Annotated in this window: 16 protein-coding genes; 11 read left to right on the forward strand and 5 right to left on the reverse strand. The window is 41.5% G+C overall.

The window, feature by feature from the left end:
* Positions 1–50 precede the first annotated feature (50 nt).
* Entirely contained in the window at positions 51–3,446 is a 3,396-nt protein-coding gene (locus tag HXT35_RS00065) for a glycosyltransferase family 2 protein (RefSeq protein ID WP_421777661.1), read from the forward strand.
* Positions 3,433–5,007: a DUF5719 family protein gene (locus HXT35_RS00070; RefSeq protein WP_004128251.1), complete on the forward strand. Its 1,575-nt coding sequence runs from the start codon at positions 3,433–3,435 to the stop codon at positions 5,005–5,007. The genes HXT35_RS00065 and HXT35_RS00070 overlap by 14 nt, the downstream gene beginning before the upstream one ends.
* Positions 5,008–5,014: 7 nt before the next feature.
* Here HXT35_RS00070 and HXT35_RS00075 read toward each other — a convergent pair whose 3' ends face one another.
* A complete protein-coding gene (locus HXT35_RS00075) occupies positions 5,015–5,443 on the reverse strand; it encodes a metallopeptidase family protein (protein WP_004128242.1) in 429 nt (142 codons plus the stop codon).
* 120 nt (positions 5,444–5,563) lie between these two features.
* Here HXT35_RS00075 and HXT35_RS00080 point away from each other — a divergent pair, with 120 nt between their 5' ends.
* Together HXT35_RS00080 and HXT35_RS00085 are read left to right on the forward strand one after the other, a co-directional pair.
* Positions 5,564–6,385, forward strand: coding sequence for an HAD-IIB family hydrolase (locus tag HXT35_RS00080; RefSeq protein WP_004128241.1), 822 nt, complete (start codon positions 5,564–5,566; stop codon positions 6,383–6,385).
* 119 nt (positions 6,386–6,504) lie between these two features.
* Positions 6,505–7,380 (forward strand): ComF family protein, encoded by an 876-nt coding sequence (locus HXT35_RS00085; RefSeq protein WP_421777720.1) that lies wholly within the window; start codon positions 6,505–6,507, stop codon positions 7,378–7,380.
* Between the two features lie 14 nt (positions 7,381–7,394).
* Here the strand turns inward: HXT35_RS00085 and HXT35_RS00090 are convergent, their stop codons facing one another.
* From HXT35_RS00090 to glgB, 3 genes are all read right to left on the reverse strand, one after another.
* Positions 7,395–8,504 (reverse strand): sensor histidine kinase, encoded by a 1,110-nt coding sequence (locus HXT35_RS00090; RefSeq protein ID WP_004127940.1) that lies wholly within the window; start codon positions 8,502–8,504, stop codon positions 7,395–7,397.
* 91 nt (positions 8,505–8,595) lie between these two features.
* On the reverse strand, positions 8,596–9,348 hold the full coding sequence (locus HXT35_RS00095; protein ID WP_004127943.1) for a response regulator transcription factor: 753 nt from the start codon (positions 9,346–9,348) through the stop codon (positions 8,596–8,598).
* Between the two features lie 17 nt (positions 9,349–9,365).
* A complete protein-coding gene (gene glgB, locus HXT35_RS00100) occupies positions 9,366–11,639 on the reverse strand; it encodes a 1,4-alpha-glucan branching protein GlgB (RefSeq protein WP_004127946.1) in 2,274 nt (757 codons plus the stop codon).
* 135 nt (positions 11,640–11,774) lie between these two features.
* On the opposite strand from glgB, the gene HXT35_RS00105 reads away from it, so the two are divergent.
* Positions 11,775–12,371 carry a CarD family transcriptional regulator gene (locus HXT35_RS00105; protein WP_004127948.1) on the forward strand — a complete coding sequence of 199 codons (597 nt, stop codon included), beginning with the start codon at positions 11,775–11,777 and terminating at the stop codon, positions 12,369–12,371.
* 149 nt (positions 12,372–12,520) lie between these two features.
* On the opposite strand, the gene HXT35_RS00110 is transcribed toward HXT35_RS00105, so the two are convergent.
* Entirely contained in the window at positions 12,521–13,573 is a 1,053-nt protein-coding gene (locus HXT35_RS00110) for a metal ABC transporter solute-binding protein, Zn/Mn family (RefSeq protein WP_421788026.1), read from the reverse strand.
* A gap of 122 nt (positions 13,574–13,695) precedes the next feature.
* Between HXT35_RS00110 and HXT35_RS00115 the strand changes: the two genes are divergently transcribed.
* The 6 genes from HXT35_RS00115 to uvrB all read left to right on the forward strand — a co-directional run bounded on the left by HXT35_RS00115 (position 13,696) and on the right by uvrB (position 20,327).
* The gene (locus tag HXT35_RS00115; RefSeq protein ID WP_004127956.1) at positions 13,696–14,577 is read left to right on the forward strand and encodes a bifunctional methylenetetrahydrofolate dehydrogenase/methenyltetrahydrofolate cyclohydrolase; all 882 of its coding nucleotides are present in this window, start codon (positions 13,696–13,698) and stop codon (positions 14,575–14,577) included.
* A gap of 138 nt (positions 14,578–14,715) precedes the next feature.
* Entirely contained in the window at positions 14,716–16,218 is a 1,503-nt protein-coding gene (rpsA, locus tag HXT35_RS00120) for a 30S ribosomal protein S1 (RefSeq protein ID WP_004127959.1), read from the forward strand.
* Positions 16,219–16,439: 221 nt separating this feature from the next.
* Positions 16,440–16,769: a TM2 domain-containing protein gene (locus HXT35_RS00125; protein WP_004127962.1), complete on the forward strand. Its 330-nt coding sequence runs from the start codon at positions 16,440–16,442 to the stop codon at positions 16,767–16,769.
* Positions 16,770–16,921: 152 nt separating this feature from the next.
* Positions 16,922–17,425, forward strand: coding sequence for a TM2 domain-containing protein (locus tag HXT35_RS00130; protein ID WP_004127965.1), 504 nt, complete (start codon positions 16,922–16,924; stop codon positions 17,423–17,425).
* A 69-nt stretch (positions 17,426–17,494) separates the two neighbouring features.
* Positions 17,495–18,184 carry a dephospho-CoA kinase gene (gene coaE / locus HXT35_RS00135; RefSeq protein WP_004127970.1) on the forward strand — a complete coding sequence of 230 codons (690 nt, stop codon included), beginning with the start codon at positions 17,495–17,497 and terminating at the stop codon, positions 18,182–18,184.
* Between the two features lie 28 nt (positions 18,185–18,212).
* Positions 18,213–20,327, forward strand: a complete 2,115-nt coding sequence (gene uvrB / locus HXT35_RS00140) for an excinuclease ABC subunit UvrB (RefSeq protein WP_004127975.1) — start codon at positions 18,213–18,215, stop codon at positions 20,325–20,327.
* Positions 20,328–20,447: the final 120 nt, after the last annotated feature.

The following is a 20,447-nucleotide window of genomic DNA, read 5'->3' on the forward strand; positions in this document are numbered from 1 at the left end:
ATTTATGGCGTGTTTTGCTGGATACCTACCCCTTGCGTAAACTGGTAACTATGGATTTACTAACCGCTCATACATGTACATTTGAAGACGAAGTTTTGCGAGTTCTTTCTGCTGCAAAATCATCGCGTCCTACTGATGTAGATTCTTCAATAATGGCGATGATGTGTGTTGAGCGTGACACAAGATTTTATGAAGATACTTTAAAAGCTGTATTAAATCAGTCAGTTCTTCCAGGAACTCTTGTTATTGTTGATTGCGCTAGTAGAGTTAAGCAGGTTATGCAAACAACAATGGAAGTACAAATTGACTCAAACGTGCTTTCAGGAAATGTTCTTCCAACTTCTAATAAATCTAATAGATATTTACTTGATCCTAATAGTAAATTCAAAGCCAATAATAGAGACGCTAAATATAGGGCAAATATTCAACACAATAACGATTTAGAATTAAAAACAGTTCGAGTAGTTATTATTCCTGTTTCCTCTGCCCACTCTTTTGGTGATGCTATTGAGAAATCATTGCGTAAGCTTATGCCATGCAAAGGAATTTCGGCATTGTGGCTTCTTCATGACGATTCTCGCCCGGCTGATTCGCACTGTTTGGAAGCATTAAGAGAAACTTGGAGAAATAATCCTACTGCTTCTGTATTAGGCGCAAAACAGATTGATTGGCAAGGAAATATTCTTCACAATGTTGGAATGTATGCTTGGCATCACAGCGTTCACACTCTTACCGTTGACGGTGAACCGGATCAAGAACAGTATGACGGTCGTGGAGATGTATACGCAGTATCTTTAGCTGGAGCTTTAGTTACATTGACAGCGTGGCAGACTTTGCGTGGCACGCAACCATGGATGACAACTTTTGGTGAATCTAGAGATTTTTGTCGTCGAGTATCTTTATCTGGCGGGAGAGTAGTTGTAGTTCCCTCTGCTCGTATTGCTCACAGACGAGCTCGTTTAGAGGGTTTGCGTACTCGCGGCGGCGAGGCTAGGACGGAAGAAAAATCCGGACTTAGACATGGTGTAGCTCCTTCGCTTATTGCCAATCAGCGTTACAAATACACTGATGTACGTATGATTTTATGGCCATTTATGTGGATTTTTAGTTTACCGGTGGCGTTAGTCGGTGCTTTACGCTCCTTGCTTGCTAAACATCCTTACGCTGCTTGGGTGCGTCTTATTTTGCCATGGCTTGCTCTTATTCAGTTCCCGCGTGCCATGTTTGCTCGTAGGAGAGTAGCCAGAAACACTCGTGTTCCTCTTAAAAAACTTACACAACTAATCGCAGACCGGCGTCAAGTTGCACGATGGAAAGATCGTAGTGCAGCGTTCAAAGCGCAGCAGCATTGTGTGTTATTAAGTCCTTTAGCAAGACGTCATTTGCATGATCGTGTATTAAGACGTTGGAGTGCCGTTATTCTTGCGTCGCTTTTGCTTTTCGCAGTTATATTGCATTTATATGGTTCTCCTTGGCGTGACATTTTAGGTGGAGCATCCTGGTATTCTCAGCAATGGCTTCCTACAGGTGCTGATTTTAATCAATTATGGAATGCTGCAATTGGATCATGGGTTCCTGATGATGGCTTTGGCCCTGCTATTCCTCCTTCTCCGTGGCTTAGTATTTGGCTATTCTCTTCAGTATTAGTTGGTGCAAACCCGCTACTTGCTATTACACTAATGTTCTTCTTAGCCGCTCCAGCGATGTGTTTGAGCTTCTGGGCATTGGCAGGCGTGTTTACACGTTCCGACACTGTGCGTGTTTGTGCTGGAATTTGCTGGACTATGATTGCAATGGCCTTTGGTTTATTTGCTCGCGGCGATTTGCCAATGCTAATGACGATGGTATTTTTGCCTGCAGCATTTGCGTTTGCTTTCCATGCTGTTGGAATGTACGTAACAGAAGATCCTGTTCGTCCTGTGCCTTCTGTTCAATGCGCTGCATTTGCTGCACTAAGCTTTATGATTCCTGTTGCTGCAGAACCTCAACTTGTTTTGCCTCTTGTTGTTATTTTCATTGCGTCATTTGTTATGGTGCGTTCGCATAGGATTATGTTTTTACTTATGCCAATTCCGTCGATTATGATACTGCTTCCAACAATAGGCAGTGCTATTCGATACGGAGAATCGGGCATGTGGCGTCAATTGTTCTCCAGCATGTCTGTTCCGTTAAGGAGCATACAGGGTGCTCCTCGTGCTCAAGGTTATATTGATGTTCTTCTTCAAGCTTTCAATATGACTTCTGCGCATTTTGCTATTAGCACTCCATTGCTTAGCTTGCGAACAATAATTATGCTGATTTTTGCTGTTCTCGCAGTATTTATGGCTGTGGCATCTTTAGTTCTTCCGTTTGCTCTGCGTGTTTCTAGAATGATGTGGGTTGTGATTATTAGCGGAATGACGTTGGCTCTAGTTGCTGAGCGTATTGCTGTTGCGTCTGATATTAATGGCCCTGTTGCTGCAAGTGTTTTGCCAGGCGTCGCATTATCTACTGTTGGTGTTTTGGCATGCATGTGCATGGTTGCTGGCCAAGCTGTTAGACGTTTTGAGCCTTTGCGTGCTTCTAAGAATAAAGATTATAAATCTACTGAAAAATATAAGACTCGTACAGATAGGCGCGCCGCAATGCGCAGATCTGCACAGCGTTTTATACGTCACGTAATTCGTATTGCTCGTGCTGCTTTGGCAAGTGGAATGTTAGCTATGGCTGTTCTTTTGGGTCTTTTTACGGTATTAAACGGTCCGGCAACATCAATCTCTGCAAGTAGTAATGGCCTACCTATGGTTGTAACTGATTACTTGCGTAAGGATGATACTCATCGCATACTTGCTTTGCGTGCACAAGATAATCATGAGCTATCTATTGCTGTTATGCGCACTTCTAAAGGAGATTCTATTGATCAATCTCCAGCTCTTCGTGTACGACAAGTAATATTTGGAAATTCTCAAAGCAACAAAGCAATATCTCGTGCTGCAGCTCAACTATTATCTCATGCAGATAATAGTGCAATTGAAACGCTAAAGCAGTTAGGTATTGGCGGTATTTATATTGTTGGAGATTCTGTTAATCATAAAATAATTTCAGAATCAAAAATGTCAATACAGCAGTTGCTTCAGCCTTCTTCCAAGCCTCAGCCAAGCAAGGTAAATAAAGAAGCTACGGATAGTCTTATTGCGCATGTAAACGCATCTGAAAGCACACAATTAGTAGTATCTATGCCTCAAGGAACTTATTGCAGGTTTGATGGCATGCCAGATTCTAAGTCGCTTTCAGAAACATCCCCATATTATCGTTCTAGGCCATTAACTTGGAGAATACCTTGGGTAGTGTCCACTGCAATCGTATTGCTAGTATATTGCTTGGTAGCTGTTCCTCGTTTTGGGCGACATAATATGATTGAGCGCTCTGACGATTTGCATGAGGAGGAATTAGATGAGTTGGCGTAAAAATCCTCATGATAGTTCAAAGCATGGTGAAGTGCCTGCGCAATCAGAAATTAAGCAACATAATAAAATGATTGGCGTTGCTGCTCTTGCAACATTTAGCGCAATATTCCTTTTAGTAGTTGCTTGTGTTGTTGCATTGTGTTGCACTATGCCTAATTTTGTAGATAATGCTAATGCTCCAACTAGTAGTGTTTCTCACAGTGTTGGTGTTAGCCGCTTGCAATCTGTATGTCCTATTAGATTATCGCTACCTGATTTGGCGCAATACGGAGATAGCCAATACAACGAATCAGAAGGAGACTTGCAATCTTCTGCTAGATACTCGACTTTTGGTGACGTGTATCGTGCTAGTGTGCACAATATTCGTGATACTAATGACGAATCGACTTTGTTAAGTAAAAAATTAAATAATGACGGAACTTCATCTCTTACTTATGATGGAGATGTAAATCACGATGCGCAAGTTTTAGAAGGGCGTTTATCTAACATTGCTTCTGGCACAGGAATAGCGGCATCAATGGCATCTTGGGCAACTAAAGGTGATGTTCGCGGATTGTCCGCAACAACTTGCTCTATTCCTACCATGAAACAGACTTTCTTGGTTCCAGAGTCAGGTGAAGGTGTTTCTATTCGTTTAGAGGCTTTTAATCCTGCTTCAAAACCAACAGTAGTGCGTGTGCGAGCTTGGTCTGCTAAGCGTGGAAGTAATCCTATTAATCTATCTACTGGAAGTGCTTTTACTGTTCCAGCTCACTCTCACGCGTATTTTGATCTTTCTGCTGCAGCGCCTAAATCTTCTGGATTGTACGTTCAAGTAGAAAGTGAGCAAACACCTATTGCTGCTTTTGTAAAAGTGGTTCATATGAGCGGACTTACAGTGAAAGGTGTTGATATTATTCGAGCTTTAAGCGCTATGTCTTACGAAACTGTTTTGTCTGGAATTAATGAGTCAGAACAAGCAAAAGCATATGTGTGGCCAGATAAAGACGGTAAAGTGACTATTTCTTGGATGAATGATTCTGGAGCTCAAACAGTAAAAGATTTATCTGTAAAATCTCATAATTTGCAAGTTATTGATCTTGGAAAAGTTCCAGAAAAAGTTCATGCTTTAAGTATTACCGGCTCTGTTAAAACGTCTGCAATGATGTCTGTTTCTCGAGATGGTAAAGATGTCCAATCAGATATTGCTTTTATTAGCGCATCTCGTTCTCAAGGAATTAGCGCAATTGTTTCTCCTGTAAGCGCTGAAGAAACGACTTTATATATTGCTTCAACAAGTGATTCTGATTCTTCAGTATTCTTACAAGCAGTTGGCGCATCTGGAATGAAACGTGTTAGCGTTCCTGCACATTCTGTAGTTACCGTTCCAGCATCAGACATATCTCATAATGCCGTAATGTTTACTGTTAAATCAAGCAAAAATATTTCTCTGTCTGCAAGAATTCGTAAAGATGATTTAGACAAAGCTGATGTTGCTGGTATTGCTTGGCTTGCTTCTCAATCATTGGAGCCGCAACAAGCTCAGGTGCATGTTAATAGCGACAATCACATTGTGCAATAAGCTATAATTATATTCCCCAATCAGGGTCAATTTCTTCTGGCCTGCGCCCATATAATTCAGCTAAACGTTGCACAAGCTCATCTCTAATAGCGTATTGAAGCTCTAGTCTGCTTGTTACATGAGTGCATAGGGGAAGACGATACAATACAATTCTAGCTTGCATTCCTCTACTTGCAGGGAATGCTTGAGACATAATGCGCCTATTATGTTCCCACAGTATTGGTTGAGATGGTGGAACATCTTCTACAGCAAATTGAACATCTTTTGTAAGAGCCTTCCAAGCTCCATTAAGGCGTCGAATTTGTGCAGCTACCATGGAATCAAACATTGCGCTAGCAGTACGGTATTGTGGAAGCCTAGTGCCAAATATTGGTGCGCGTAAGCCTCGCCCGTGGCGGTTTCTATAGCGACGTTCCTCCCAAATTACACCTGTCATACTTACACTGTAGGTGAAGGCTAGGGCAATCTTAATTATTAATTTTATTTTTACGGTGTGTGCAATATAAGCACAATATAGGATACTGTTATATAGTATTAAAAGTTAGGAGTAATCTGAATGCTTAAGCCAATAGTGCATGATTGCAATGAGTTAAATCTTGGCTTAAGTATTGCCCAATCTTCTCTTATTGGTTTTGATTTAGATAACACATTGGCTTGTTCCAAGAAACCTATGCTCGTTTCAATGGCAGAGACTTTTAGTAAAATTGTTGATTTAATTCCTGTTGCTATTATTACAGGCGGAAGATTATCTTTAGTTAAAAGTCAAATACTAGACATGCTTACTGAAGGAACTAATCTCGAAAATCTTCATATTATGCCTACTAATGGCACTAGCTATTACAGAATCGACAATAAACAGTCTTTGAAATGTGTTTATGAGCATAAAATTGATCCAAATCAAGCGGAACATGTTATTTCCGTAATACGGGAGTGTGCTGAAAGCATGGGGTTGTGGAAGGCTTCTGGAGATTCAATGCTTTGGGGAGAGCAAATTGAAAATCGTGGTAGTCAAATAACTTTTTCTGCATTGGGTCAGCTTGCTCCAGTTGAATATAAGAAAGCGTGGGATCCAGAAGGAAAACTAAAATCTCAGCTTGCTAAAAGAATTTCTCAATCGCTTCCGAATTTTGCGGTTCGTCAAGGAGGAGATACGAGCGTAGACGTGTATAGGCGAGGCGATGATAAAGCTCAAGCATTACTCACATTAGCTAAATATTGTGATTTTTCTATTAAAAAAATTACTTTTATTGGAGATCATATGGAACCAGGCGGTAACGATTATCCAACCGCTTTTACCGGAGCTTTAGCCGTGCGCGTTAAAAATCCTGAAAATACTTTAACTCTTTGCACTAAAGTTCTTAATTATTTAAGTGCTTAGGTTTAAATATTTAATAAATAGCTTTTAACCACAATGGCATTTTTTATTTTTATAGTTAAATAATTCTATTTTATGCTTACATTATGGCTGGGAGACGCAATGAAATAAGCCACAATAAGATGCAGGCTAAAAGCGTGGCATGCAATAGGGGAGTTGCATGTCACGCATCTGCATCTTTGTGCAAATATTGCAATAGCGCATCTTGCAATAATAATGCTGGCGAAAAGGTATATTCTTCAATCGGCTGGCTAAATTTAATAATTATTTTGTATAATATGATACTTCCAAGAGGCTGTGCCGGTTGCGATACTCCTGATTTAGTATTGTGCGAAAATTGCGTTGACGCTTTTCAACATAACAAGCGTGCTCAATTTAATTCCATGACTTTTGGTTATCGTTATTCTTGCGGAGATTATTCGGGTGTTGTTAGACGCGCAATATTGCAGTGGAAAGATCATGCAGATACAGCATGTGACAAAATATTTGGCTTACTTATTGCAAATCTTGTATTAAAAGTTTTTAGAAATAATATTAAAGACAACTCTTCAAAGAATAGTTTTAATAGTAATGGGCCAATATTGGTAGTTCCTATGCCGTCTTCATCTTCGTCTACAAGGCGTCGCGGACGTCGTCACATTATTCCAATTGCTAATATTGTTGCTGAAAAATTGTGTAACGAAGGTATTGAAGCTAAGGTTGCGAATATTGTTCGCATGGATTCAAGTATTAGTTCAAAATCAGTTCAAACTAGTGGATCTAGAGGTAGGTCTAAAAGAGCTTCGCATGCCTTTTGTGTTAATTATCGCAAGCTAAAAAAACAATCAAATAATCGCAATTTAAAGCATGAGGCAATTATTATAGACGATATTGTTACAACGGGTTCCACAATGAGCAGCTGCGTTTATGCATTGCAGAAAGCTAAAGTAAGCGTTATATCTGGATTTTCCTTAGCATGCGTTAGTAGCTCTGGGGATGGCACAGAAGACTATAAATAGCTGATTTCTTTGAATTATTGCGCTTTATTGTAGTTTAGAGGAAGTGTTATTTCGAAATTAGGGCCGCGCTTGTCATCTACTACCTTAACAGTGCCATTATGTAGTCCAGCTGCCCAACGAGCAATTGACAAACCTAATCCAGTTCCGCCAGACTCAGTACCAATTCTTTTATTTCCCTTAACAAATCTACGGAAAATATCAGCTCGATCTTCTACAGGAATTTGATTACCAAAATTAACTACGTTGCTTACAACAGTATTCTGCAGATGATTAATATGAGCGCTAATTAACACACGAGTTCCGTCGTTTGAATGTTTAAGCGCGTTGGAAATAACGTTAGTAAACAATTGTGAAAGACGGTCTTGGTCTCCTGTTAATTCAATACCATTTTCAATCTGAATGCTAATTTCATGATTATGACCAGCGTCAGCTATTTCAAGAGGCTCAATAATTTCATCAATAAAATCCGCAAAATTAAATGACGTAATATTAAGGCTTTCAGCCCCTGCTTCAACCCTAGATAGGTCAAGAAGAAAAGCAATAAGATCCGCTAATCTGTGTGTTTGGTTCAAAATAGCTTCCATATTGGACTCAGTAGGTTCAACAACCCCATCTGCAAGATTTTCAAGCATCGCTTGCAAAGCAGATACTGGAGTGCGCAACTCATGGCTTACGTTTGCTATAAGTTCGCGTCTCATTTGATCAGCATGCTCAAGTTCCTCGGCCATTTCGTTAAAAGCAAGCGTAAGTTTACCAACTTCGTCGCGTCGATTTTCTACAGCAACTCTTACGGAATAATCACCGTCTGCCATTGCTTCTGAAGCGTCTTTCATTTGACGAAGAGGAGCAGTAAGTCCTCTTGAAAAAACGTAAGTGATTCCTAATGCAACAACCAGTGTTAATGGCATAGCAATCCATCCGTTTAATCCTGTTTTTAGCAAAAACCATGCCATTACGAATGCAATAGCAGTTGCGAACACAATAATCGCAGAAAGTTCAATTTTTAGAGATGAAAAAAATCCAACTGGGCGATTTGGGTAACGGTGTTCTTGCTTATTTTGATTCGATATATTGTTAGATTTTTCCTTGTTAGAAGTATTTTTCTTAAATAAAAGTTTTTTCATAATAGTTAATTAGTTTTAGATTTGCACTAATGATTTATATATAAAATTACATAATAATTATGTAAAAAGTGGTGTTAAATTAGGGTAATTTTTATGAAGCTTGTGATTGAAGTACCTGCTCATAATCATTCATAGGTGGTTCAAAAGCGTAACCTATACCGTGAACTGTGCGAATCCACTCTGAACCAATCTTATGGCGAAGTGACTTAATGTGAGAATCAACAGTTCTTGTGCCGGAAGCATCTGGCCAATCCCATACTTGTTCTAGTAGCTCTTCGCGCTTAAAAACATTATGTGGATGTCTAGCAAAAGTCGCAAGTAAATCAAATTCAGTAGGAGTAAAATGCACTTCCTCATCGTTTAGCATTACTTGGCGTTGACGAGGTTTAATAACAAGCGCTCCAAAATTAAGGGTTCGCTCATTCTCCATGGTTTTTGCTATTTGAGCAGCTCTTTCTACTCGGCGAAGCAATGCTGCGCAACGAGCAATTAATTCGCGAGGAGAAAAAGGCTTAGTCATATAATCATCAGCGCCAGCGCTTAATCCGACTATTTTATCTGCTTCTGCATCTCTAGCAGTAAGCATAAGAATAGGGACGGGTCTTTTTGCAATAATCCTACGCGTAGCCTCAATGCCATCCATTATTGGAAGCATAATATCCATGATTATAAGATCAGGTTTAAGCTGTTCTGCCGCTCTAACAGCAGATGCTCCATCAGCAGCAACTCTAGCTCTCCAGCCTTGAGCAGTAATGCGTTGTGCAATTGCTGTAGCAAGATCTGGCTCATCTTCAACCACAAGAATGGTACGAAGCGTGTTGCTAACCGATGGAGCATTTAGCATATTTTTTAATAAACCTTTCAGTGTTGTACTGGCTTTAAGAATACCGCACCTAACGCTGGAACGGTAATTCTTGCTGAGTATGGGCGAGAATGATATTCTTCAGCAGCTGCAGTAAATGTGCCATTGTGAATATCAGAACCGCAATACTTTGCGTCATCGGTTGTGAGTATCTCTTCCCACTGGCCGCCCTTTGGCAACGCAACCTGGTAGTCTTGCCAAGCTTGACCTGAGAAGTTTACTACTACAACAATTTCTTCGCCGTCATCGCCAATACGCATGTAGCTTAATGCGTTGTGGTCGGAATCGTCACTTGTAAGCCACTGGAAACCATCAGGAGTAAAGTCTTGACTCCAGAAAGCTCTAGAACTCTTATACAAGGCGTTCAAATCTGCAACAAGCTTTTGCACTCCTTGATGGAATGGCCACTGCAATTCATTCCAGTTAAGAGAAGTATTGAAGTTCCATTCGCTGGACTGTCCAATTTCACCGCCCATAAACAGCAAGTTCTTGCCTGGGTGAGACCACTGGTACGCAAGCAAAGCACGCAAGCCTGCGAACTGTTGCCATTCATCTCCTGGCATCTTTCCAAGCAGTGAACCCTTGCCATATACGACTTCATCGTGGCTTAATGGCAACACGTAATGTTCAGAATACGCGTAAACCATAGAGAAGGTAATCTCATTGTGATGCCAGCGACGATTAATTGGCTCTTCCTTAAGGTATTGCAATGTGTCGTGCATCCAACCCATGTTCCACTTCAAGCCGAAGCCTAAGCCGCCCATATCGGTTGGTGCTGTTACTCCCTGATAAGCAGTAGATTCCTCAGCAATCATCATGATGCCAGGATTATTCTTGTAAGCAGTAGCGTTTGCTTCCTTAATGAAATCAATAGCTTCAAGGTTTTCTCGACCGCCGTAAATATTTGGTCTCCACTGCCCATTTTCTCGACTGTAATCCAAGTAAAGCATGGAAGACACTGCATCGACGCGCAGTGCGTCAACGTGGTACTCATCCAACCAGAAGCAAGCATTGGCAACAAGGAAGTTGCGAACTTCGTGGCGACCAAAGTTGAAGATATAAGTACCCCAATCAGGATGTTCTCCTCGCATAGGATCAGGATCTTCATAAAGTGCCGTACCGTCGAAACGACCAAGAGCGAAGTCATCCTTAGGGAAGTGGGCAGGAACCCAATCCATAATGACACCAATTCCTGCTTTGTGAAGCTTATCTACAAGGTACTTAAAGTCATCAGGGGAGCCGAGTCGAGAATCTACAGCATAGTAGCCTGTAACCTGGTAGCCCCAAGATCCAGAGAATGGGTACTGTGTAAGAGGCATAAACTCAACGTGAGTAAAGCCTTCTTTTTGCACGTAGTCAACCAAGTGGTCAGCAAGCTCGCGATAATTACCTAAATCGCGATTCCAACTGTTAGCTTGTATTTCGTAAATACTTATTGGGCCATTGTGTGCATCAGTTTTTGCACGCTTATCCATCCAATCGGTATCGTGCCACTTAAATTCAGAATCGACAACAATGGATCCAGTATTTGGTGGAACTTCATGAGAGCGTTCCATTGGATCGGCCTTCATAATCCAGTTGCCAGACTGCGTAAGAATTTCATACTTGTATACTTCGCCAGCTGTAACACCTGGAATGAAAAGTTCCCAAATTCCTGAAGATCCAAGGGAGCGCATTGCGTGACGTCGGCCATTCCAGTAATTAAAGTTTCCAACAACTCGAACTGCGCGAGCATTCGGCGCCCAAACAGAAAAAGCAGTGCCGGTTACTTTCTTTACCATCTTACCTGTTTCAGGAGAAACAAGACCCCAAGAATCGGTAATAGTCTTAATATGCGCGCCTAACGCTTCCCAAAGACGTTCATGACGACCTTCGCCGAACAGGTACATATCAAGATCGCCAACTTGAGGCAAATAGCGATACGGGTCATCGTCTGTTGATTCAGAGCCGTCAATTTCTACAGTATGAACGCGGTAGCTTGGCACAGACCAAGTTTTACTTTTCGCATGCTTTACTGCAGGAATAACAGCGGTAAAAATGCCATTATATTCATGCTTAGCTTCGTATTCTCCGCTCTTGGTGAGAATTACTACTTTCTTTGCCATTGGGCGTAAAACGCGGACGGTTACAGTGTCAGCACCTTTGTCAGTTCCAAGGTGGCCGCCGAGAACCTCATGTGGATTGTAATACTCTGCATTGCTCACCGCAGCTAATACGTCCTGACGGACTGGGACTGCGACTGCATCTTCATTGATGTTAGTAACTGTACTCATGTTGACTATCATACATGGTTTATTGCTATAAGTCGCGTGTGTTTCGCAGTATTGTGAAAAATTTATGAAAGTTTTTTCAAGTCTTGCCCTTATGGGAAACTGTTATGAGTTTTTCTGTGCGTACGGAGGGTTCTGTTGGAATATCAAGTCGGCGATATGGTCGTCTATCCTCGTCACGGTGCAGCTCGTGTTGAAGAAATAAGTGAGCGCACTGTAAAAGGTGTAACTCGTCAATATCTGCGCTTAGTAGTGTTGTCGTCAGATGGTTTGGAAATTAATGTACCAGTAGACAATGTTAAAAAAGTAGGCGTACGTGACATTGTTGGGGCTCAAGAAGTAGCAAAAGTTTTTGAAATTTTGCGCACTCCAATTATTGAAAAAGAAATGAATTGGTCTAGGCGGTACAAGCTTAATGTTGAGAAGATTGCCACCGGTGATGTGAACAATATTGCTGAAGTTGTGCGTGATTTATCTCAACGCGATGTAGATGAGCATGGTCTGTCTGCTGGCGAAAAGCGTATGCTTTCACGCGCTCGCAGTATTCTAATTTCTGAAATTGCTTTGTCTGAAAAGATTGATGAATTGGAAGCTGAGCGTCTTCTTGATGTAAATCTTGGCTACAAAGACCCCCAGGAAGGTGATGATAAGCATCATACTTGCGCGCCTGATGAGCCTGCATCTCAGACTTTATTGCTTTTAGAAGAGCGTAATAAAAAAGCAAAAAAGAAGTAAGTCTAAATTTTTAATTAGTTAATTTAGTTAATTTAATAATGTAACTGTTTTACAAATTAAATTAATTGTTAGATTTCAGCAATAAAAAATCTCTTGCACCATATGATGCAAGAGATTTTTTGTTATAGCGATTGAAGCTTTGTTACTGTTTACTTGCCTGGATCTTGCTGACCCTGATTTGAATTCTTAGGATCAGTATTCTTGGCTATAGTTGGCTTCTTAGTAATAGGTTTCTTTGGTGAATCTTGATCATCAATATTCTTGCGCATATCTTTTGTATCGTTAAGAGAGTTTTGAAGATCATCGCAAATTTTCAAAATCCACTGATCTAGCTGATTGGCATACTTAGGCATAAGCTCACTTACGCGTACTGTCGACGTGTAGCTTCTACCAGCAATACCATTTAGAAGATTAAGAACATCATTGCCTTGCTGACTATCACTAATAAGAACATCAATCTTACGATCTTCAATGAGCTTTTGGAATTCTTCTACACTTGAACGTTGTGGTTCAGTGTTATTGCTTATAGCGTCAGAATATTCCTTAGGAGCTGCATCCTTTACGTTCATGTCTGCCATAAGCCAGAACAGAATTGGCGAGGTTGAAGCATATTTTGCATCACTATGATTTTTAGCAAAATCACTAATAGAACTTGCTAATTTCTTTTCGCTATTTTGCCATTCAGATAGTCGCTGAGCAAAATCATGCTTCTTAGCCGGAAGAACCTTTGAGAAAGTATCAGCCATTGATGAAGCCATAGCTTCTCTTGCATCGTGAGAGAACCACAAGTACGGATTATCTCCATTTAATGCACCAACTGTTGCAGCTGCACTGATAGTTTCAGCCTTTTTTGGATGCACTTTAGAAGCCCAATCGTCGTATCCTGCGCCGTTTGTAATTAATACTTGCGCATCCTGCATATTTTCCAAGTCTTTTGGTTTAGGCTTAAAAGATGAAATATCAGTATTTGCACCAGCCATTATCGATTCGACTTTAACGTCTTTACCGCCGATTTCTTTAGCCAAGCTGCCCCAAGTATCTACAGTAGATACAACAGTTATTTGTGTTGCTGCTTTAGGTTTTTCTTTTGGCTTTTCTACCTGCTGACCGCATGCCGAAAATCCAAGAAGTACTGCAGATGCAATAAGGCATGTTGAAACGGTTTTGCCAAATTTTTTTGCCGCGCAAATAATGGTACGCATCACTGTGGCTCCTTCTTTGATAATAGTGCGTCGGCGCACATTAGTTTTGCTTGTCGACTAATACACTTCTATACCTCACGATAGCCTATCCTTACGAATTGTGCGAGTTGGGAGGCATATTTATGGTTATTGTTCTTGATGGTAAAGCACTTGCTGGCAAAATTAAGGAAGATTTGTCTGCACGCGTTGCGCTATTGCGTAAAAATGGTATTGAACCGGGATTGGGTACTCTACTTGTTGGGAATGATCCTGGATCATTAAAGTATGTTGCTGGAAAACACAAAGATTGCGAAGAAGTTGGGATTCGTTCAATCAGATGTGATTTGCCAGAAGATGCTAGTGAAGATGACATTCTTAAAGCAGTTGAGCAATTGAACAATGATCCGCTTTGTACAGGTTTTATTGTGCAATTGCCTCTTCCTAAGGGCGTGGATTCTCAAAATATTATTGCGGCAATAGACCCTGCAAAAGATTGTGATGGAATGCATCCTTATAATCTAGGCGAGCTTGTGATGCATATTTCTGGAGATATTACAACGCCTTTGCCGTGTACTCCTCGTGGAATTTTAGCTTTGTTAGACGAGTATGGAATTAATCTTTCTGGTAAAAACGTTTGTGTTCTCGGTCGAGGAATCACGGTTGGGCGAACAATCGGTCTGCTTCTTACGCGCAGGGGAGTAGATGCAACTGTTACACTATGCCACACTCATACTAAAAATTTGCAGGAAATTATGCGTGGATCTGACGTTATTATTGCTGCAATGGGCTGTGCTGGTTTTGTTAAGCCAGAAGATATTAAACCTGGTGCAGTTCTAGTTGACGTTGGCGTATCTCGCATATTTGATGAGGAAGCGGGAAGATATCGTATAAAAGGCGATGTGGATGTTGCTTGCCGTGAGATTGCTGGAGCATATTCTCCAAATCCTGGTGGAGTAGGCCCTATGACACGCGCTATGCTTCTTGCGAATGTTGTTGATATGGCTGAAAGAAAGCTTCAAAATTAATATTTCGACACTCCCGGACTAAAACGGCAATTTTGGCTAGGCCTGCCTATAAACTAGCTCTTTGTGTGCGTAGTATCGCGCATAACTATAACTAAATATCGAGTAATATCCACCCCAAGAAGAAACCACTAATAAATAATGGCAGAGAATAATAACGAAGTCGCCAAGGTTGCGATTAATGATATTGGCACCGAAGAAGACTTCATCAAGGCAGTCGATTCAACCATCAAGAATTTTGATGATGGTGATTTAGTTGAAGGTACCGTCGTAAAGATTGATCACGACGAAGTATTGTTGGATATCGGCTACAAGACTGAAGGTGTAATTCCTTCCCGTGAACTTTCCATCAAGAAAGACGTTGATCCAGATGATGTCGTTGAAGTTGGCGACACCATTGAAGCCCTTGTTGTTACTAAGGAAGACAAGGAAGGACGTCTTATTCTCTCCAAGAAGCGTGCACAGTATGAGCGTGCTTGGGGTGACATCGAGAAGATTAAGGATGCAGACGGCATCGTTGAAGGTACAGTTATTGAAGCTGTTAAGGGCGGCTTGATTGTAGACATCGGTCTTCGTGGCTTCTTGCCAGCTTCCCTCGTTGAAATGCGTCGCGTTCGCGATCTTTCCCCATACATTGGCCAGAAGATTAAGGCTAAGATTCTTGAGCTCGATAAGAACCGCAACAACGTTGTGCTTTCTCGTCGTCAGTTCCTTGAGGAAACCCAGTCCGAAGTTCGCGAGACCTTCCTCTCGCAGCTTAAGAAGGGTCAGATTCGCGAAGGCGTTGTGTCTTCTATCGTAAACTTCGGCGCATTTGTTGACCTCGGCGGCGTTGACGGCCTCATTCACGTGTCTGAGCTTTCTTGGAAGCACATCGATCACCCATCTGAGGTTGTTAAGGTTGGCGATAAGGTTACCGTTGAAGTTCTCGACGTTGATCTCGATCGCGAACGTATTTCCCTTTCCCTTAAGGCAACTCAGGAAGATCCATGGCAGCGCTTCGCTCGCACCCATGTTCCTGGACAGGTTGTTAAGGGCAAGGTTACCAAGATCGTTCAGTTCGGTGTGTTCATCTCCGTTGAAGATGGTATTGAGGGCTTGGTTCACATTTCTGAGCTTGCAAACCGTCACGTAGAGAACCCAGAAACTGTTGTTAAGGCTAACGAAGAAGTATTCGTGAAGGTTATCGACGTTGATCTTGATCGTCGTCGTATCTCCCTCTCCTTGAAGCAAGCTACTGAAGCTGTCGATCCAAATTCTGAAGATTTCGATCCAGCTCTCTACGGCATGCCAGCTGAATATGATGCTGAAGGTAACTACAAGTACCCAGAAGGCTTCGATCCAAACACTAATGAGTGGATGGCTGGATACGAGCAGCAGCGCGAAGAGTGGGAAGCTCAGTATGCTGCAGCTCACGAGCTTTGGGAAGAACACAAGGCATTCGCTGCTAAGGAACTCGCAGCTGCAGCTGAATCTGCTGCCGCTGACGGCCAGAGCGAAGAAGCTGAAAAGAAGCCAACTAAGGAAGAGAAGAAGGAAGAAGTTGCTTCCAACTATTCTTCTGAGGCTTCTAACGAAGGTGCTTTAGCTGATTCCGATCAGCTCGCAGCTTTGCGCGAACAGCTTTTGAGCGAAAAGAAGTAGTTTTCTACTTTCTACTAGAAGCTTATTAACAATTGCCCTGGTGAGTGATCATCGGGGCAATTTTGTTTATGTTTTACTACTATTTTGAGTATGTTTTGCGAGTATTTTTGTGACTCAAGTTTTGTAATTAAATATAGGTACAATTAATTTTCTTTTAAGAATCATGATTATATGATGCTTTTAAGCATTAATCATAATTATTAAAAGGATTGGTGAAGATTATGAGCACGTTTGACAACAATCAGAAAAATGCTCAGTCCCCTTCGTACGATGGGAATAGTGAGGAGAACGCTAAAGCAACTTTAGTAAGCTCGCGCAATAAAATTGTTGCAGGTTTGCTAGCGATTTTCTTAGGCACATTAGGTATTCACAATTTCTATCTTGGTTTTAAAGGCAAGGCGATTGCACAGCTGCTTATTTCTGTTCTTTCCTTTGGTTTTCTGTTGATCATTACAGCAATATGGGCATTGGTTGAGGGTATTTTGATTCTTTGCTCAAAGCCTGGAACTAAGTGGCACAAAGATGCTGATGGTGCTGAGTTAAAGGATTAGTGTTTTATAATTATTGTTAATAAATAAGATGCCCTGGTGAGTGATTATCTGGGCATCTTTTAATATCTTTAGTAATAACGCTTTTATTTATTAATTTTTTATTATATAGTTTTTAAGAAAATAAATTTCTTACGAGAGAAAGTGTAATTATTGTGAGTGATTTAGATAATCAAACTGGAGATTACGCCGGCTCTGACGGACAGCCACAGTACGGACAGCCACAGTACAATGATCTGTCTCAGCAGTACAACCAGGCTCAGCCACAATATAACGACCAATCCCAGTATGGTGCTCAGCCTCAGTACAATGCTCAGCCACAGTATGGTCAGTACTCTCAGTCTGCTCCTCAGTACAATCAAGCGTCTTCCTACTCTAACTATGGGTCTAATAATTATTCATCAAACACATACAGAAGCTCTCGTAACAAGATTGCTGCAGGCCTGTTAGCGATTTTCTTGGGCGCTTTGGGTGTGCACAATTTCTATCTTGGTTTTAAAGGCAAGGCTATTGCCCAGCTTCTTATTTCTATTCTTTCTTTCGGCTTGCTGGCTTTTGTTTCTGGAATTTGGGCATTTATTGAAGGAATTTGCATTCTTTGCTCTCAGCCTGGTTCTAAGTGGCATAAGGATGCCGATGGTGCTGAACTTCAAGACTAATTTTACAATTACTATTTAGCATATAATGCCCCGGTAATTATTTACTGGGGCATTACTTATAATTTATATATGACAATAATGCGTATTGCGATAACGGGCGGAATTGCTGCCGGAAAATCTACAGTAGTAAACCATTTGCATTCGCTTGGCGCTTTTGTTATAGATTACGATGTTTTAGCGCGTAAAGTGGTGGAACCAGGAAGTGCAGTATTGCAGCGAATCGTAGGAATTTTTGGGGAAAATGCCGTTTTGGAAGACGGTTCTTTAAATCGTGCGTTTATTGCAGAGCATATTTTTGGAGATGACGATGAACGTAAGCAAGCGTTAAGTAAGCTTGAGGATGTAATTCATCCTGCTATTTATGATTGTGCAAAGACTTTAGAAAGCGAATATAAAATCGAATATTCTAGTAAAATTTCTAAAGAAAATCGCAATGAAATAAGCAGTATAAGCTCGGTTATTGTGCACGATATTCCACTTCTTGCGCAAGTAATTGACAGCATTCCATTCAGTTTTGACCATATTATTACTATTGAAGCGCCTAAAGAAATTCGCGTTAAGCGAATGATAAGCGAGCGAAATATGACGGAGAGACAAGCTTTAGCGCGCATAAATAGTCAGCTTCCAAGTAAAGCTCGAAAAGCTATGGCAGATTTTGTTGTAGATTCAACGAAACCGATGGAATCTATGCTTAAAAGTGTTGACAATATGCTGAAAACATGGCTGCAAGAAATAAACAATAAACAATCAAAGCGCTGAAATGGCAAAATTGGGGAAGTAAAAGATTATGTCGAATAAAATTCAGCGCACAAACAAGCCGTTTGTTGTAAAAGCTCCGTACAAGCCTTCGGGTGATCAGCCGCAAGCAATAGAAGCGTTGGCGAATCGCATTGAAAACGGCGAAAATGACGTTGTTTTAATGGGTGCTACGGGAACTGGTAAAACTGCTACAACTGCTTGGCTTATTGAGCGTTTGCAGCGTCCTACTCTTATTATTGAGCCGAATAAAACTTTAGCGGCTCAGCTTTGCGCGGAGTTTCGTGAGCTTATGCCAGATAATGCCGTGAGCTATTTTGTGTCTTACTACGATTACTATCAGCCAGAAGCGTACATTCCGCAAACAGACACGTATATTGAAAAAGATTCCAATATTAACGACGATGTTGAGCGGCTTCGTCATGCTGCTACAGCGAATTTGCTTACTAGACGCGATTGCGTTGTTGTGGCTACTGTTTCTTGCATTTATGGACTTGGTACTCCAGAGGAGTATGCAGAGAGAATGCTTATGCTAAACGTTGGCCAGCAGCTTGAGCGAGATACGCTTCTTCGCCAGTTTGTGAGCATGCAATATAAGCGCAACGATATTGCTTTTACGCGTGGAACTTTTAGAGTGCGCGGAGACACTGTTGAGATTATTCCAGTGTACGAAGAATTAGCTGTGCGAATTGAGTTATTTGGTGACGAAATCGACAGAATTACAATGTTGCATCCTCTTACAGGAGAAGTGATTCGCCAGGAGAGTAGCGTTCATATTTTCCCAGCATCTCACTACATTGCAGGGCCAGAGCGCATGGAACGCGCGCTAGAGGCTATTGAAAAAGAGCGTGACGAACGCGTTGCACAACTTAAAAAGCAGAACAAATTGCTGGAAGCTCAGCGTTTAGAAATGCGAACTACATATGATCTGGAGATGCTGCGTCAGGTTGGTGTGTGCCCAGGAGTGGAAAATTATTCTAGGCATTTTGACGGACGCGATGCAGGCACGCCTCCGCATACGCTGCTTGACTTTTTCCCAGACGACTTTTTGCTAGTTTTAGACGAGTCGCATGTAACAGTGCCGCAAATCGGAGCCATGTATGAGGGTGATGCTTCGCGCAAAAGAACGCTTGTGGAGCATGGCTTTAGGCTGCCTTCTGCAATGGATAATCGCCCGTTAAAGTGGAAAGAATTTTTGGAGCATGTTGGTCAAACTGTGTATCTTTCTGCAACGCCTGGAGATTATGAGTTGGGGCTTTCTGACGGCGTAGTTGAGCAGATTATTCGCCCAACTGGTTTGCTTGACCCTAAGATTGAGGTTCGACCTGTGGAAGGTCAGGTTGACGATTTGCTTGCGGAAATCAAGGAGCGAGTGGCAAAAGATGAGCGTGTGCTTGTTACTACTCTTACGAAGAAAATGGCGGAAGACTTAACCGAGTACTTTTTGGAGCTTGGAATTAAAGTTGAGTACTTGCATTCAGATGTTGATACTTTGCGCAGAGTGGAGCTTTTGCGCGAGCTTCGCGAAGGCAAAATTGATGTGATTGTTGGCATTAATTTGCTTCGTGAGGGTTTGGATTTGCCGGAAGTCTCGCTTGTTGCGATTTTGGATGCAGATAAGGAAGGTTTCTTAAGATCTTACCGCTCGCTTATTCAGACGATTGGTCGTGCTGCTCGTAACGTTTCTGGAACTGTTCTTATGTATGCGGATACTGTTACTGATGCTATGAGCAAGGCGATTAGCGAGACAGAACGCCGTCGCGAAAAGCAAATCGCGTATAACAAGGCTCATGGAATTGATCCTAAGCCTTTGCGAAAGAAGATTAGTGACGTGAACGACATGCTTGCTAAAGAAGATGTTGATACGCAAACTTTGCTAGCAGGCGGTTACAGGAATGCTAATAAGGCTGGGAACTCGCATTATGGCGTGCCAAAAGAGCCAAATCTTGGGCAGCAAAGCAAAGAAAAGCGTATGGCAAATGTTTCTGCGTTGCCACAAGACGATATTATGTCGCTGATTAAAAATTTGAGCGAGCAAATGCATGTTGCTGCGCAGCAGTTGCAATTCGAGTTGGCTGCTCGTTTGCGCGACGAAATACGCGATTTAAAGAAAGAGTTGCGGCAAATGGATGAGGCTAATAAGTAAGGGTAATGAGTGAGCGCAGCTAGTCGTGGTTAATTTTAATGAATAAATAGGCGCGAGTTTTGCCTATAGGTCACAATTTGCTGGTACACTATTACTCGGAAAGTGGGTATTTTCCCATTT

It is taken from the genome of Gardnerella sp. DNF01141 (assembly GCF_049244255.1).
In the GTDB taxonomy this organism is placed as follows: Bacteria; Actinomycetota; Actinomycetes; order Actinomycetales; family Bifidobacteriaceae; genus Bifidobacterium; species Bifidobacterium vaginale_E.